This window comes from Algoriphagus sp. TR-M9 (genome assembly GCF_027594545.1).
GTDB classification, from domain to species: Bacteria; Bacteroidota; Bacteroidia; order Cytophagales; family Cyclobacteriaceae; genus Algoriphagus; species Algoriphagus halophytocola.
The window spans coordinates 3,280,324-3,295,962 of record NZ_CP115160.1 but is presented as its reverse complement, the minus strand read 5'-3'; the positions used below and the strand labels follow the sequence as shown (position 1 = coordinate 3,295,962).

The 15,639-nt window shown below is 43.7% G+C and carries 11 protein-coding genes; 4 read left to right on the top strand and 7 right to left on the bottom strand.

The features are described from left to right. Positions 1-33 precede the first annotated feature (33 nt). Entirely contained in the window at positions 34-786 is a 753-nt protein-coding gene (gene yaaA, locus PBT90_RS13735) for a peroxide stress protein YaaA (RefSeq protein ID WP_270129739.1), read from the bottom strand. A gap of 1 nt (position 787) precedes the next feature. Continuing rightward, positions 788-6,364, bottom strand: a complete 5,577-nt coding sequence (locus PBT90_RS13730; protein WP_270129738.1) for a gliding motility-associated C-terminal domain-containing protein — start codon at positions 6,362-6,364, stop codon at positions 788-790. A gap of 82 nt (positions 6,365-6,446) precedes the next feature. Between PBT90_RS13730 and PBT90_RS13725 the strand changes: the two genes are divergently transcribed. Further along, positions 6,447-7,493: a PorP/SprF family type IX secretion system membrane protein gene (locus PBT90_RS13725; RefSeq protein WP_264811160.1), complete on the top strand. Its 1,047-nt coding sequence runs from the start codon at positions 6,447-6,449 to the stop codon at positions 7,491-7,493. A 265-nt stretch (positions 7,494-7,758) separates the two neighbouring features. Here the strand turns inward: PBT90_RS13725 and PBT90_RS13720 are convergent, their stop codons facing one another. Next, positions 7,759-9,171 carry a Gfo/Idh/MocA family oxidoreductase gene (locus PBT90_RS13720; RefSeq protein ID WP_270129737.1) on the bottom strand — a complete coding sequence of 471 codons (1,413 nt, stop codon included), beginning with the start codon at positions 9,169-9,171 and terminating at the stop codon, positions 7,759-7,761. A gap of 191 nt (positions 9,172-9,362) precedes the next feature. Between PBT90_RS13720 and PBT90_RS13715 the strand changes: the two genes are divergently transcribed. Then, a complete protein-coding gene (locus PBT90_RS13715) occupies positions 9,363-10,235 on the top strand; it encodes a phytanoyl-CoA dioxygenase family protein (RefSeq protein WP_264811158.1) in 873 nt (290 codons plus the stop codon). A gap of 13 nt (positions 10,236-10,248) precedes the next feature. Here the strand turns inward: PBT90_RS13715 and PBT90_RS13710 are convergent, their stop codons facing one another. Beyond that, a complete protein-coding gene (locus PBT90_RS13710; protein WP_264811157.1) occupies positions 10,249-10,401 on the bottom strand; it encodes a hypothetical protein in 153 nt (50 codons plus the stop codon). On the opposite strand from PBT90_RS13710, the gene PBT90_RS13705 reads away from it, so the two are divergent. Both PBT90_RS13705 and PBT90_RS13700 read left to right on the top strand, forming a co-directional pair. Beyond that, positions 10,400-11,401 (top strand): ThuA domain-containing protein, encoded by a 1,002-nt coding sequence (locus tag PBT90_RS13705; RefSeq protein WP_264811156.1) that lies wholly within the window; start codon positions 10,400-10,402, stop codon positions 11,399-11,401. The genes PBT90_RS13710 and PBT90_RS13705 overlap by 2 nt on opposite strands. A 69-nt stretch (positions 11,402-11,470) precedes the next feature. After that, positions 11,471-12,322, top strand: coding sequence for a sugar phosphate isomerase/epimerase family protein (locus PBT90_RS13700; RefSeq protein WP_264811155.1), 852 nt, complete (start codon positions 11,471-11,473; stop codon positions 12,320-12,322). A 16-nt stretch (positions 12,323-12,338) separates the two neighbouring features. Here PBT90_RS13700 and PBT90_RS13695 read toward each other — a convergent pair whose 3' ends face one another. Genes PBT90_RS13695 through PBT90_RS13685 form a run of 3 tightly spaced genes read right to left on the bottom strand, consistent with a single transcriptional unit; the run spans position 12,339 to position 15,357 of the window. After that, entirely contained in the window at positions 12,339-13,778 is a 1,440-nt protein-coding gene (locus PBT90_RS13695; RefSeq protein ID WP_264811154.1) for a phytoene desaturase family protein, read from the bottom strand. 12 nt (positions 13,779-13,790) lie between these two features. Continuing rightward, positions 13,791-14,882: an HTTM domain-containing protein gene (locus PBT90_RS13690; protein ID WP_264811153.1), complete on the bottom strand. Its 1,092-nt coding sequence runs from the start codon at positions 14,880-14,882 to the stop codon at positions 13,791-13,793. Continuing rightward, positions 14,875-15,357 (bottom strand): hypothetical protein, encoded by a 483-nt coding sequence (locus PBT90_RS13685; RefSeq protein ID WP_264811152.1) that lies wholly within the window; start codon positions 15,355-15,357, stop codon positions 14,875-14,877. The genes PBT90_RS13690 and PBT90_RS13685 overlap by 8 nt, the downstream gene beginning before the upstream one ends. Positions 15,358-15,639 lie beyond the last annotated feature (282 nt).

Sequence of the window (15,639 nt, the reverse complement as noted above, 5' to 3'; positions counted from 1 at the left end):
CCTTGGAAACTTTAATTTTTGATTTTTAGGGACTTAACGCACGAAGACCCATTCTGATTCTGAACTTAGCTGGGTGGAGTATTCATACCCCTCTTCATTAAAGGTTTTCAGCAGTTCCGGATCTGAAATCCTATTTTTGATTGCAAAATTTGTCATCATTCCGCGAGCCTGCTTCGCAAAGAATCCTACGATCTGATATCCGTTTTCTTTATGCTCTTTGAAATTGATGGTGATTACCGGTGATTTGAGGGTTTTGAGATGGACGGCTTTGAAATATTCCTGTGAGGCCAGATTGACTATAGGTTGCCCATCAGCCGCTTTGTTGATGGCTTTTGCTATTTTTTTATCCCAAAACTCATAGAGGTTTTTTCCTTTAGAAGTCTCCAGTTTAGTGCCCATTTCTAGCCTGTAGGGCTGGATTAGATCCAAGGGCTTGAGTAGTCCATACAAGCCTGAGAGGATTCTCAGATGCTGCTGCGCAAAGTCAAAATCTTCCTTGTTGTACTCATCCACATCGATTTTGGTGTACACATCTCCTTTGAATGCCAAAAGAGCCTGCTTGGAATTGTCGAAAGTAAAGTCTTTTTGAAAAGTCTTGAAGCGCTCTTCGTTTAGGTTGGCTAAATTTTCCGAAATGTGCATCAGTTTTCCGATTTCATCAGCAGATTTCTTTTTCATTACCCGTACCAGGGAGCGGGCATCTGTCTGAAAGTCGGGTTGGGTGGATTCGTTGAAATTTGGGGCACTGTAGTCCAGCGTTTTCGCCGGGGAAATAAGGATAAGCATGCTATTGAATTACTGTAATGGCCTTAGTTAATTGTTCGGTTTTGTTTTGGTCTTCACTGGTAAACTTCACAACGACAGCATATGTTCCGTTTTGAACAAATTCCCCACCTACTTGCCCATCCCAAGGGCAGAAGGATTGGTTCGGTTCTAGGTTGTCATGTTGGCAATAAAAGATCAATTCACCCCAACGGTTGAAAATAAACACCTCCACATCATCAATGTATTCATTGGCGTAGAGGATAAAGTTTCGATCCGGGTCACCCAGAACTACCCCATTCGGGAAGATGATTTTCAAGCTGCAATCCTCGATGACATTGATGGTAGTCACATATTCACATCCTACGTTGTCTGAAACGGTCAATTCATACAGGCCGGCTTCGGTAGGTGTATAGGTGGAGTCTGTAGATATTAGAGTACTATCCAGTCTCCATTCATAATTATCATAGACTCCCGGACTGATGGTTTGGGTCACACCTTCTATTGCACAGATGGTGATTTCTTCGGGAACTACAGGTGCTTCTATTGTGGATTTGATCACCACTCCACTGGCCCTGCCAATTTCACAGGTAGCACTGTACAGTCTAACCTGATAAGTGCCCTCTTGGTCTACCTGTATGATTGGCATTCCATCAAAGGCAGGAATTCGAGTCGCAGTAGTGCCTACCACATTAAACCATGCAATTTCATCCACATCAGTCATAGCTGCATCTATGGTGATTGTGGTACTGGTCTGATCCACACAGAAAGGGACCACATCTAGAGCCACTTGGATATTTTGGGAAATGGTGACAGCTGTAAATGCCTTTTTGTCCACCGGACAAAGTCCACCGGCTATAGGCTGTACTTCTAGTGTGTAATCTCCATCACTACTTGGTACAAATGTCTGTCTCCTACCTACTATAATTCCCTGATCATCCTTCCAAAGGAAATTGACCTCAGCAGGACTGATGTTATTCAATATCGCTTCATATACCACGCCGACTTGGCAGTCAATGATAGGAGGTGACACATCAAAATCGATAGAAGTGGTGATGTTGGCATTTAAGCTGATTTCCCGAGGGCAATTTACTCCTGATGGATCTTCCCCAAGTATGGTATATGTTCCGGATTGGGAAATGGTGTAAGCTCCATTTGCATCTGGAGAAACCAGGTTTCCAGCCTGATCGCTGAGCGTGTAAACCAGATTTTCAGGAGAGGCGGGAGTAAAAGTATAGCTTCCACATGCCGTGAAATCAGTAGGGACTGAATAAGTCACTTGATTTTTTTGTTCGATGGTATACAGATCTGGATCAGGAATAGGACAACCTGCCGGATCCAGAATTTCTACCGAGTAGTCACCATGAGGTACCGGAATGACTAGTTGTGTTTCACCCGTGAAGGTGTTCGTGAAAACTGCTCCATCTCCTTGGCGAACTAAGTTGTAACTGCCGTCAACAGGAGGGGTGATGAAATCTATGGTAATAGAACCAGGGGCTACACCTGTTGCGGAGCAAGTTTCATCTGCGGTGCTTACAGTATATTCAAATCCTGCCGGCGGATTGCTGTTTTCTACCGTTACACTTCCAGTATAAAAACAGCCCGTGCTGCTCTCTGCTTCAATGGAATAAACTCCAGGTAGTAAGCCTGTGACAGCAACACTATTTCCAGGCAATACATTGGTAAAAACATCCCCGGTTTCCAATACCATTAAGGTCTCAGCCATGCCTTGCATGGTCACCTCAAAAGAGCCATCCGCGGTGTTACAGTCCGTGGCAGGCGTAGTCTGAGCGGCTGCGAACAGAGGCAGTTCATTGACCAGGAGTTCTGCCGTTTTTTCAATAGTACAGGCAGGTAAGATGGGGTCTTCAGCTAGAAAGTAAATATCATATTCTCCAGGGCCAGGTAGGGTATTGACCCAAAGTTCCAATTCGAAAAACTCGCCCAAGGATACCCGGTTTCCATCTTCATTGAGCTCATAGAACCACTCCCCTGAAATAGGAGTGTCTGGCGCAAAGTTTACAGCGACCTCTTCGTAACATACCTCCTCTGCATCCTGATTCAGTTCAAACTGAAAGGCAGGCCCTACAAAAACCTCTTTGGTGGATGGGCAGGTCTGGTAAAGCAGCGCTTCATCATCAGATAATCCATCCGGAAGTCTATAGCTGACAGTGACTGAATAAATACTCTCTTCATCTACTGTGATTTCATTTGAATTTTCGTCTCCGAAAACCTGCCCGGCAGCATTGATCCATTCAAAGTCATATAAGCCCTCAGCCGGATCGTAGCCCTCTATGGCAGTAAGCGTCACAGGGCTTCCTGCGCAAAGTGTGGCATCGTCCGCTAAAGTCAGAACAGGTGGTTCATCTACTTGGATTTCTGTACTTTCTCTGAAATATTCAGGGTCTCCGCAACGATCCACACGTAATTCGATCAAATAGGTACCTGCTGCATCAAAAGGTTGATCTAAATTCTGAAACTCTTCACCCGGACCTCCATAATCGTTGCGGATTACCGTGCCATCATCCTGATTGGTAATGGTCCAGAAGTAGCTGTCAATATCCGGTTCGCCACCACCTTCGAGCATAGCACCACCGCCTTCCACCGGGTCTAGGCATATTCTTTCAGGAGCTGCCAGGCTAGGTTCTGGGATTGAGCTTCCGGAGTTTTGTACAAAGGAAGGAAGCCCCAAATTGGAGGTGCCCGGCATTGGCTCTACTCCATCTAAAGTAAAGGAGCTTTCAGAATTACAGCCTGATCCCACATTGATTTGACCAATTCTATTGTCGCCCACAACGGCTGCATAAACTTGTCCATTTGGGCCTATTTGTAATGCACCTAGATCCAGTCCCTGGGTGTCGCTGATTTGATTTTGTGTAGAGATAATACAAGCTTCGATTGCGGATCGGTCTGTAGCACCATCAAAGCAAGTAGGGCAGACCGCAGCATCTGGGTCATCGTTGTCATTGGCTTTGATGATGTACTCTTCAATTCCAGTGCCTCCATTGCGGTAGGAGACCATGATTCTTTCTCCATCTTCGGAAAATTCCATTCCATATACTTCACCGTCACAGCCAAGATCTATCCGGGCATATTCGGTCATTTCTCCAGTGTCAGAGTCAAAATCAAATATTTCCAATTTGTTGCAGCCCCCTTCGGAGATGGTGACTGCCAACTGGTCTCCATCAGAATTGAATTTCATCGCACCCACTCCGGAGTTAAACCCGTGGTTGCTGCCTACAGAGCTGAAAACTGGAGCTCCTATCCCTTGCCCTGATACCGGATAGGCACGGAAGGTGTTATTCCCCAGTTCATGATACATCACCCAAGTAGTATCGCCGGCATCTAGCGCAGCGCTATGTTCAGTAGATGGGCTGAATAGGAAATTGTCTTTAGTGACCACATTACCCACCCCTGTTTCGTTTTCAGACTTGATATCTACCAGCGAATATTTGGCTTCATTTTGACCATTAGCCGAGGTTTGGTTGGTGAAGAGGTAAAAGAGCGTTTCCTCTTGGGGTACAGGCACCGCTATGACCCCCTGGCTACTGCCATTTTCGCCACCTATGTCTTCCCCGTTCTGCATCAGGTCTCCGTTCAAGTCCCAGACTGATTGCCCATCGGTAAAGAATAGTACTTCTCCGTCTTGACTGGAAATAGTAGTAGTGCCGGCAGGAATGTCCTGTGGATGTGGGGTTTCTATAGGTCTGGGAGTCGGAGCGTCCGGGTCGTCCGGGTCAGGGTTAAAGTCTAATCCAGCACCATCACCAAAATACCAGATGTTATTGGTCTGGTCTTCTACATCCCACATTTTGACGCGGATTTCTGCATAAGCATAGCAGGAGGATCCGGGCTCACGTACCAGCACCCAATACAATCCGGGCTTACATACTTCATTTTCTTCCTTACCAATCCAGCCTTGATCCCTCTTGTTTGACCAGAAATACTCATATTCCGTGTCCCCACCTTGTCCACCTTGACCTCCACCTTGTCCGCCTTGCCCACCTCCTATACCAGGTGCACCGCCTTCACCATCTCCACCTTGGTTTTGGGCAGTGAGTAAGGGCTCTAGGTCTATGCAGCTTTCGCATAAAGTAGTGTCTCCAGGGGAGAAATTTGCCTCTAGGTTGTTTTCAGTGAGGGTGATATTATGATTTACTGATTGTGTAGTCCCGTCTGCAAAAGTCACATCCAGTGTCACATTTACACTCTGACCAGAAGTAGCATCTGCAGGGATCAAAAAGTGTTCTTGTTCATAATCTGCAGGCAATTCATTTCCTAGGGAATCTGTTAGCGGTGGATCAAAATTCCACGTAAAACTTACCGGTCTGTAGTTTTCAGGTGTGATTTGGCTGGTCAGTTGCACGGGATTGTTGGCGCAGGGCTCTAGGGGGTCCCAAGTGAAATCTACTGTTGGCGCTATATCTGCATTGGGAGCAAAGGTCGGAAAAACAGTCCCGCAAAAATCCGTCCCTGCAAATGGATCCTCTTCTATTTCCAGCAAAGTCAAATCAGCCTCACTTGGATTTTCAACTTTCCCCATAAGCTGTGGACCTCCATCGACTTCTTCATAGAGGTAGTAGAGGCTACCATCTGGACCTATTTTGATGTCATGGATAGCGTGTAGTTCTGTAGGTGGAGTTCCTGGTAAACTAATGGGTACTTCTTCAGGAGTAGCCGCGAGGTCACTGGACGGTACCCGGAAAAGCTCATTTCCCACCGAGTAGTAAATGTAATTTCCGTCTGGGGAAAACTCAGCTCCTCCATAATCTCCTGATCCGGGAATGGTGGTGATAGGAGTAGCATTGGAAAAAGTCCCGGTACTGGTATCGAAATCCATTACCGTAATCAGCTCACTGCTATCTTCTGGCAGTAGTATTAGCTTTCCTTGCTCTTCGTCAAAAATGATGCGCTCCGGCGTAAAAGGTAGGCTTTGCGTAGCGGTAGTGGTGAAATCTCCTTCTGCGTCTTCTAATCTTCTGGAGATTAGATTTCCATTGTCAAAACTGATGAGGTAGGAAGGAGAAGCTGGGGTTTTTACTACTAAGAGTGCTCCTGAGGCATTGCCTATGCTATTATTTTTTGATGTAATTTCTCCAAGAGGCCGTTCGTTTCCTGTAGCCTGTCCGGCGGCATTCATATCCACTACAGCATACTGAAGATCTCCGCCTAGTGAAGTGTAGAAAATGTAAAACAGCTTATTGCCATTGGGGTCATATTCCAAAAATCCAGTAGCCACTTCTTGAGTACCGTCTATATTTCCGTTCAGACCTGGAGCTGAACCTTGTATCTGCTGCTGGCTGAAATCATAAACTAACTCTCCATTGGTAACAAACAAGGTCTGACCTGTAATGGGGTCTATGGCAAGTGCAGTGTTGTTGGAAGAAAAAACAATGGAACCTGGAATGGTCTGGACTGTAGGGTTTTCCCCTTTTCCAAAGGAGAGGTAATTATTGTCTGTGTTGCCTCCGCAATATCCGAAAATCCATTCATTGTCATTGAATCCTTGCGCATAGCTGCTGAGATTAGGTACAAAAATTGTAACTAGGAGGGTAATCGCAAAAATGTAGGGTAACCTTATGGAATTAGGGTTGCTTTTCATAATTTTCGAACTGCTTCTAAAACAACATACGTGTTGTAACGTTGAAGAAGCCTACTGGATATTCAAATTAACGAACAAATACTTGTTACGGTCTCAGGTTTACTTGGTTTTTATTAGTGTGGTTGGATTATTTCTGGGGACTAAAGCTTTCGCCCAAGATCCGCAATATAGCCAATATTATGCGGCACCCCTTTATCTGAATCCTGCTTTTGCCGGCTCTGAACTCACAGGGCGGATTGGGTTCAATTATAGAAACCAATGGCCGAGTATTGATGCACAGTTTACTACATTTTCTGCTTTTTATGATACCTATTTGCCAGATTATAACTCCGGCGTAGGGCTAATGGTTATGCAAGATACCCAGGGTGCTGCAAAATTGAGATCAACTACCATTTCTGGGATCTATTCCTACGAATTGAAAATCAGTGATAAAGCTTTTTTTAGGCCTGGGTTTCAGGCGAGTTATATTCGAAGAGAAATCGGCTTTTACGAAAATCTGATTTTTGCCAATCAAATTAATCCAAACGACCCTTTTGGACCTACTTTGCCAAGCACGGATATCCCGGGGCTGGGTGAACCTGTGAATATGCTTTCGCTCACGCTAGGCGGATTGTTCTTTACAGAGGATTTCTGGGTAGGATTTTCGGCTCATCATGTAAACCAGCCCAATCAGTCCTTCATCGATGGGGACAGTCCTTTGCCCGCCAAATATTCGGTGCATGCGGGCTATAGAATCCCACTTGGTGAAGGTAGCTTGAGAGGTGATTTCACCCATATGCGTAAGCAGCGATATTTTACACCTACTGTCAATTACAAAAGACAGGGGCAGTTTGAGCAGTTGGATGTGGGAGCCTATTTCTATGTGGAACCTATCGTTTTTGGGGTCTGGTACAGGGGCTTGCCTTATAAACCTGTGGAGGAGCAGAGCAACCGGGATGCCGTGGTGATGATGGTGGGATTGAACCTGCTGAATGGCCTGAACGTGGGCTATAGCTTTGATTATACGGTTTCCCAGCTTGGAATTCAATCTGGAGGAGCCCATGAATTGAGTCTTTCCTGGACCTTGCCGAATAATCATCAAGGAGAACCCAGGAGAAGAGATACGCTGCTTCCTTGTCCGAAATTCTAATCTAAAAGAGCATATTTTAATACTTGTTTAGATCCAATCTGTAAGGATAAAAAAAGCTGAAATGATCACTCACTTCAGCTTTTTTGATTTTTAAGAAATATGTATATCCGCCTTTATGCCAGTAAAAAGTCTAAAACTAAATAGCATATGTTAACCTTTAGAATCAAGGCCACTTCGGTTTTCGGTCATTGGTCTTCTGACCAGGTTAGCTAAGGATCGAAGCGGACTGGCATCATGGAGGATAACCATCTTAAGAAATGAGTCTTTATATCGTATAAAACTCTTCCCAACCTCTTCTAGGTGCTTCACCGGTGAGTAGTTGATTGGCTAGCGGATTGTTGGTGATTCGATGGGTTTCCCTGTCAAATTCCAGCTTGGTGTTCAACTGCTGCGCCAAAACGCCTAAGCAGAACACCTGGCTCAGCGGTCCTGCCACATCAAAGCTGGATCTGGTTTTTTCTTCACCCTTGCAGGCTTTCAGGAAGTTGGCGAAGTGATTGGAAGGACTTTCTGGGACATCTGGAAGCTTGCTTGCCATGTCCTTGGCTTTTTCCTCTCCTATGATGGAAAGTGTGCTTCCGTGCGAACCACCTTTGAACGTCAGGTCTTTTCCATAAATGATTTTGCCGGGGTTTAATTTAGCGGGCTGTATTTGCCCGTTGCTGGCGGCAGGGATATCCGCATTCAGTTCGGAAGTGCCATAATCTGCAGGTACAGGCGGGATATTGTCTACTCCGTCATACCATGTCAGGGTCAGGGCAGGCATGTCGCCTCGCTCTGGAAATTTGAAAGCCAGCGTGGAAGACATGGGGAAAAAGAAATTATTATGTCCCTTCAGCATTACCGGATCTACTTCGTAAGGAAGTCCCAGCTCTAGAAACTCATGTGCGGTGTCCATGGTATGTGCTCCCCAGTCTCCTAAGGCTCCCATGCCAAAGTCATACCAGCATCTCCATTGGCCGTTGATGAAATCTTTGTTATAGTCGTGGGCGCTTCTGGTGGTCAGCCATGTGTTCCAGTCCAAGGTAGAAGGGATAGCTTCAGCTTTGGGGAAACTTTGCATATTCACGTCCCAGCCATGCCATCTTCTGGGACTGTTCATGTGTGCAGTGACAGCGGTTACATCTTTGATGATACCGGCCTCTTTCCATGCTTTGAACTGGAAGTAATTTCCCTCGGAATGCCCCTGATTACCCATCTGGGTGACTACATTATGTCTTTTGGCGGAGTCCATCATGAGCGCCACCTCATTGAAGGTTCTAGCCATGGGTTTTTCGGTATAGACATGCTTTCCTTCAGACATGGCCAGCATGGTAATAGGAAAATGCGAGAAGTCCGGGGTACCTACAGTGATGGCTTCGAATCCATTTCCAAATTCGTCAAACATCTTTCTGAAATCCTGAAACCTTTTGGCATTGGGAAATTTATTCATGATGTCTGTAGTGTGGGGTGCTCCCATGTCCACATCACAAAGGGCTACAATATTGCAAAGCCCTGTATTGTGCAGCGCATTGATAATTTGAGCACCACGGTTACCAATGCCACAGCAGGCTAGGTTCACTTTGTCACTTGGGGCTATATGGCCTAGGGGTTTCCCGAAAACAGAGGAAGGCAGAAAGCTAATTCCTGCAGCTCCCAGCGCACTGGTTTTAATAAAATTTCTTCGCTTCTGATTCATATGGGGTTGAGTTTTGGATTTATTGTTGAATTGGAGGCAAAAAGTACTAAAATCTTTGCTTAATATCGTTTAGAATGGATTTTCGGGAGTGGAAAACTAACGGAATGGATTTCGGGCTAAGGATTTCATTTCTCGTTTTTACTCTTGATCGGAATTTTGCTTAACTTCCAGATAACCCACATACTAACCTGATGGATGACCTTTCAGCTTACGCGGCTCCCATTTCGGGGCTTTTTGATCAGCCCAAAACCAAGGAGGATTGGGAAAAGTATAAGCTTACTAATGAGCAAATAGAATTTTTTAATGAAAATGGCTACCTGTCTGGAATCAAGCTTTTGGAAGATGAACAAGTAGAGACTTTGAAGAATGCTCTGAGGGAAGTCGCTGATCCTGATCACCCGAAGCACCATCTTTTTCATGAGTTTCATAGCAATGAATCAGCCGATCCTAATAAAGTGCTTTTTCATTCATTAGGCCATTGGAGAATCCACAAGGCTTTTCATGATGTGATCTGGAACCCTGCTTTTTTGATGGCCGCCAGCCAACTGCTCGGAGATCAATCCGTCCGGTTTTGGCATGACCAGCTTTTCTGCAAGCCAGCAAAACACGGGGGAAATGTGGCATGGCACCAAGATTACTCTTACTGGACCCGAACTGTGAAAATGCAGCACCTGACCTGTTGGTGTGGGCTGGATGATGCCACCGAAGAAAATGGCTGCTTGCATTATATCCCTGGTTCCCATCATTGGGGTTTATTAGATAAACCTGCATTGGCGGGTGAGATGGATGGCTTAAAAACCATGCTGAATGAAGAACAGCTGGCGGCATTTCAGCCGGTAGCAGTTACCCTGAAAGCCGGATATGCCACATTCCATCATCCGTTGTTGGTACATGGCAGCTTTGCGAATTCCTCTGATAAATCCAGAAGAGCTTTTGTCCTGAATGTTTTTGCCGATGGGACAGTTTCGGATAGCAATGAACCGCTATTGGATGGTGTACCTGTGATTCCCAAAGGGGAAAAGATGGGAGGTAGATTTTTCCCTTTGATCTATGAGGCCCATTAAAGGGTATTTTGCTTTACAATTCTTCGCCGCAACCACTAGATATTTCTGCCCTCCAAACGAAATCTAATGCAAACTCCGGGTTAAAAAAATAGATTGGAATAATTGCCTGATAAGCTTGTAAGGCTATCTTAGGGCTTTTGTACAAATCACAATTCTCTTCAGCCATGAAAATCTGTCTTTCTGCCATTATTTTATTCATCAGTTTTGCTACAGGATTTGCTCAGAATGGCAAAACTTTCTTACAGTTTGATGGGAAAGAGGGGCCAGGCAAGGGGAAGCATGTGGTCTTGATCTCCGGTGACGATGAGTATCGTTCTGAGGAATCCATGCCTATGATGGCAAAAATTCTTTCGGAAAAATATGGGTTCAAAACCACCGTACTGTTTCCTATCCATCCAGAAACAGGTGATGTGGTACCAAATTACCAAAACAACATACCGGGATTGGAGCAGCTGGCCGATGCTGATCTCATGATCATGCTGATTCGGTTTAGAGACCTTCCACTGGATCAAATGAAGCATTTAGAGGATTATTTCAAAGCTGGAAAACCTTTCATCGCACTCCGGACATCCACTCATCCATTCGCTGTCAAGGATGAAAATTCGCCTTATTTTAAGTGGAACTGGAATAGTAAAATTGCCGGTTGGGAAGGTGGCTTCGGTCAGCAGATCGTAGGAGAGACCTGGGTAGCCCACCATGGCATTCATAAATCTGAAGGTACCAGAGCACTAGTAGATGGAGTAGATCGGGATGCAGATCATCCTATTCTCAGAGGTGTGGACGATATCTGGGCGCCGACTGATGTGTATTCTATTAAAAATCTTCCTTCCTCGGCAAACGTCCTCCTGTATGGTCAATCTACTGCCGGAATGACCGCTGAAGCGCCGTTAATGTATGATAAGTCCATTATGCCTATTGCCTGGACCAAGGAATACGCTTTAGATGGCGGAAAGACCGGGATGGTTTTTGGCAGTACTTTAGGCTCTTCACTGGATTTTCTATCAGAGGATATGAGAAGACTGGTTTTGAATGCCTCCTTCTGGCTTTTGGATATGCCTGAGGTAATTACCCCAGAGCTTTCCGTGGATATTGTAGGGACTTATGAACCGACAATGTTTGGTTTTGATAGTTTTCGAAAAGGAATGAGAGTGGGAGATTTCAAATAGACCATAGATATTAGACCAATAGATTCGATCAAGCTATGGACCATGGTCTATCGACTAACAACTTGACATATGAACAAAATAGGATTTAACGTGCTGGCCTGGTCAGCAGAAATGTCGGAGAATTTATTGCCGGTTTTGGACCGATTGAAGAGGATCGGTTATGATGGAGCAGAATTTTTTATAGGAGGTTCGCCTGAAGAATCCTTTAAAATGATAGGGAAACACTGTGCAGATATAGGACTAGAAGTGACAGCTGTAACCGTGATGGGCCCGGAGCAAAATCCAATTTCTCCAGATTCGAAAATCCGAAAAGCAGCCTCAGACCAGCTCAAGTGGGTCATTGATCGGTCTCATGATCTGAATGCACAAGTGCTTTGTGGTCCTTTTCATTCAGGCTTCACGGTTTTTGCTTCGCGGGAACCTATAGAAGATGAATACAATTGGTCGGCTGAATATCTGAGCGGTGTGGCCGATTACGCGAAGGGTGCAGGGGTGTTATTGACTCCTGAGGCGCTGAATAGATTTGAATGCTATCTCTGTAATACAATGGAGCAACTTTCCTATTTGCTAAAAAAGGTGGATCACCCGAATGTGCAGGCCATGTTTGATACCCATCATGCAAATATCGAGGAAAAGAAATTGGGGGAAGCCATTCAGTACATCGCACCTCAATTAGGTCATTTCCATATTTCTGAAAATGACCGAGGTACTCCAGGTTCAGGTCATGTAGACTTTGACGAGGTGTTCAAATCTCTAGCCGAAGTGAAGTACAAAGGCTGGCTGACTATAGAAGGGTTTACCAGAAATGATCCCGCTTTCGCAAATTCCATCGGTGTGTGGAGAAACTTTTCCGAACCATGGGAAATGGCAGAAAAAGGATTTGAGCTGATCAAGGGCATGGGAGAGAAGTACGGGCTGTAGTTATACCCGTTCCTATTTACCTAAGAAATTTCAATGCAGCTTGGGCGGCATGATAGCCACACATTCCATGAACTCCGCCACCTGGAGGAGATGAAGAGCTGCAGATAAAAAAGGATGTATTCGGTATTCGATAAGGATCAAAAAGGTTAACTGGCCTGGTAAAGAGTTGACGGATATCTTGAATACCACCATTGATATCTCCTCCTATATAGTTAGGATTATAAGTTTGCATATCCGAGGCATTCATCTTATTTCTGGACAGAATTAAGTCCTTAAAGCCAGGGGCAAACCGCTCAATTTGGTTCTCGATCTGAAGGGTCATATCTCTGGTCGAACCGTTTGGAACATGGCAATAGCACCACACGGTATGTTTACCTTCAGGTGCCCTAGTTTTGTCAAAAAGACTTTGTTGTGTCAAAAGCACAAAAGGCTTTTCGGGGTGCTTGCCTTCAAATACCTGGTTTTCAGCTTCTGCTATTTCTTCAAAAGTCCCACCAATATGAACAGTGGCTGCATTATTACAGTTTTCATCCTTCCATGGGATAGGACCGTCAAGAGCCAGATCAAGCTTAAAAACCCCTGGGCCATATCGGTAATCTTTTAATTTATCAGCATAGGATTTTGGGATTTCGTTTTCGGCAATTGACAAGATTTGTTGAGGAGTAATGTCAAAAAGGATTGTCTTGGCTTCTGATAGCTGGTCAACTGAAGTAATCAATTTGCCAGTTTCTATTTCCCCGCCTAAAAAGGCAAAATGATCAGCTAAAGCATTGGCGAGTGATTGGGATCCGCCTTCAGGCAAAGGCCAGCCTACTGCATGACCTGCTGCACCTAAAACCAATGCAATAGCTGAAGTAGCGACATTGTCTAATGGCTGTATGGAGTGAGCTGCAAGGCCTGCAAAAAGCGCCCGACTCCTATCCCCATCAAATTTTGAGTTGACAAGAGAGGTGGCAGACCGAATGGCATTTAATCCGAATTTCGCAACTTTTATTGGGCTTTTGGGAAAGGGATTAAATGGCCCAAGCAAATCTGGCAGCAGGTCATTAAAATCTCTAACGATTGGATTTAAGAGTTTTAGATAAGCAGCTTTATCTATCCCAAGTTCATTGGCCGTTTTATGGATGTCCAAGTCCATGATGATGGCAGGTTCGTTATCTAAAGGATGTGCCACAGGAAATGGAGGGGTAATCCATTTAAGCCCATATTTTTCTAAAGGAAGACTTGCGAAAAATGGGGATGCCATAGCCATCGGGTGAATAGCAGAACATACGTCATGTTTGTATCCCGGAAGGGTCAAAAACTTAGTTCTAGCCCCGCCGCCCACGGTGTCTCCAGCCTCAATAATTTTAACCTTTTTACCTTTTTGAGCTAGAGCGATACCGGCAGCAAGTCCATTGGGGCCTGATCCAACAATTATTGCATCGTATTGCTTATGTTTATCTACAGCTTTCAAATGTTCTGAAAATCAATTTTTATCCGTTCCTTTTTTACCGTAATTATGCCTTATGATTGCATAAACATACCAGATCAAAATTATGAGCATAATTATCAAACTGGTCATGTATGGATTGAATCCTATATTATTGCTGATATCATATATGGTTAACTGTATGTTATAGAAGTACCATAATACAAAGTATAGGAAAAAGCTACCTATTGAAATAAATAGAAATTTGAAGGAAGTCCATTTTATAGTAGTCTTATTATTGTATTTGAGAGCATAAGGCAGGAATAATAAGTAGATTGGGAAGTTTTCTGTGAACTTGATATTTAGCATCAATAAATTCATGATATGAAATATGATTGCAATGATAATATACCATGAAAATAATCTTTTGTTCCAGAGTAAAAGGATAAAACCTAATTCAAATAAAACACCTAAATAATCGAGGGATTCCCAGATCAATTTAGATTGAATGTTTAAAAAGAAAGGCGCAAGAAGGTCTTGACGGTCCCGCATGAAATAATTACTGATAAAATGATATTTCACGGCTTGAGTATCAAATGATAACCAGTCGCCCATTAATTTTGGTAAGCCAGCGGTGAACATACCAAATGCCAATATACTTGCTAATAAAAAAATGGGCCAGCCAGCTACTGCTGGGGTGCTTTTTCGTATTGATTTGTCAATTGAATATTCGGAGCCCCAGCCAGCTATTCCCATGAGTAGGGGGATCCAGATTGTGATCATCCAGGCATGGTCTATTTTGCCAAATGAAAACTTGATGGTAAACAGAAAAATGTAAGTAATTGTCAATGCGATGGAGCAAAATCTAGTGAACAGTCCGAAGAGCACACAGAAATGAAGGATGATCAGCAAAGATGAAAAGAAAATAATGATATAGCCTGGAGGAAATCCGTTTAAAAACTGACCAAAGCTGAGTAATGGTGGCTGAAAGATCAAATCAGGATATTGCGATAAAAATCTAAAGTCTGGGATTCCTAAAACAAAAATGATAAAAATGCTAAATACAATCCGGTAAGCTCCCATAGCTTTGGGATCCATTCGGTATTCATCGAATATTAAATGATCAAAATAATAAAGTATTTTATTCATTAGATTGTAATTCTATAGTATAATAATTGATCAATGATCTATCATCTCCGTATTCATCAGTACTCAGGTTATAACTGGATTGAACTTCTAGAATGGAAAGCTTTGAGATTTTATTATCAGGGAAATTTTTTCTGAGGTTTTTTGAGAGCCACTCTTCAAACTCTATTTTAAGTGGTGTGCGTTCTTGTGAACTTCGGTAGTTACTGGCTATTAATTCGAGTGTGGGTTTTTTGTAGCTTAAATCTGGTATAAATTGATCTAATGAGTACTGAATACTATCCTGGTTTTGATCAGTGTGAAGATAAATTTCATATTGATTGATATTTTTGATGCCTACTGTTTGTCCGGTATCCCCGAAGCTTGGAAAACGAATTGACGGGTAGGGTTCAGTTTTAAATCGGTGTATGAGCAAGACCTGAAAAAAAAGACCTGCCCAAAAAAGTATTACTATAGTCCGAACTGCTGCTTTTGACATTCTCTTTTGATTAGAGGTTTATATAATGTGCTAGTTTCAAGGTCTTTATTTGTTCCTTTTCAATATTCCACCACTTGGGTAATAAAGAAAAACCAGCTGTATCAGTCATTTTTGATGAAAGGGGTGATTTTACCATTTGAAGTAAAGCACTTAGCTTCTAAAATGAAATATAAATCTAGGGTATAAAAATCTGAAATTCTACTAAATCCTTCAAAGTATGCGACCCAAAACTAAACTGCAACGAAAGGATGTTCATCTGATTTCTTAGGCTCCCATTCGCAT

Coding starts and splice junctions, on each gene's coding strand:
- yaaA (WP_270129739.1), bottom strand. CDS start 786: ATGCTTATCCTTATTTCCCCGGCGAAAACGCTGGACTACAGTGCCCCA.
- PBT90_RS13730 (WP_270129738.1), bottom strand. CDS start 6,364: ATGAAAAGCAACCCTAATTCCATAAGGTTACCCTACATTTTTGCGATT.
- PBT90_RS13720 (WP_270129737.1), bottom strand. CDS start 9,171: ATGAATCAGAAGCGAAGAAATTTTATTAAAACCAGTGCGCTGGGAGCT.
- PBT90_RS13715 (WP_264811158.1), top strand. CDS start 9,363: ATGGATGACCTTTCAGCTTACGCGGCTCCCATTTCGGGGCTTTTTGAT.
- PBT90_RS13705 (WP_264811156.1), top strand. CDS start 10,400: ATGAAAATCTGTCTTTCTGCCATTATTTTATTCATCAGTTTTGCTACA.
- PBT90_RS13710 (WP_264811157.1), bottom strand. CDS start 10,401: ATGGCTGAAGAGAATTGTGATTTGTACAAAAGCCCTAAGATAGCCTTA.
- PBT90_RS13700 (WP_264811155.1), top strand. CDS start 11,471: ATGAACAAAATAGGATTTAACGTGCTGGCCTGGTCAGCAGAAATGTCG.
- PBT90_RS13690 (WP_264811153.1), bottom strand. CDS start 14,882: ATGAATAAAATACTTTATTATTTTGATCATTTAATATTCGATGAATAC.
- PBT90_RS13685 (WP_264811152.1), bottom strand. CDS start 15,357: ATGTCAAAAGCAGCAGTTCGGACTATAGTAATACTTTTTTGGGCAGGT.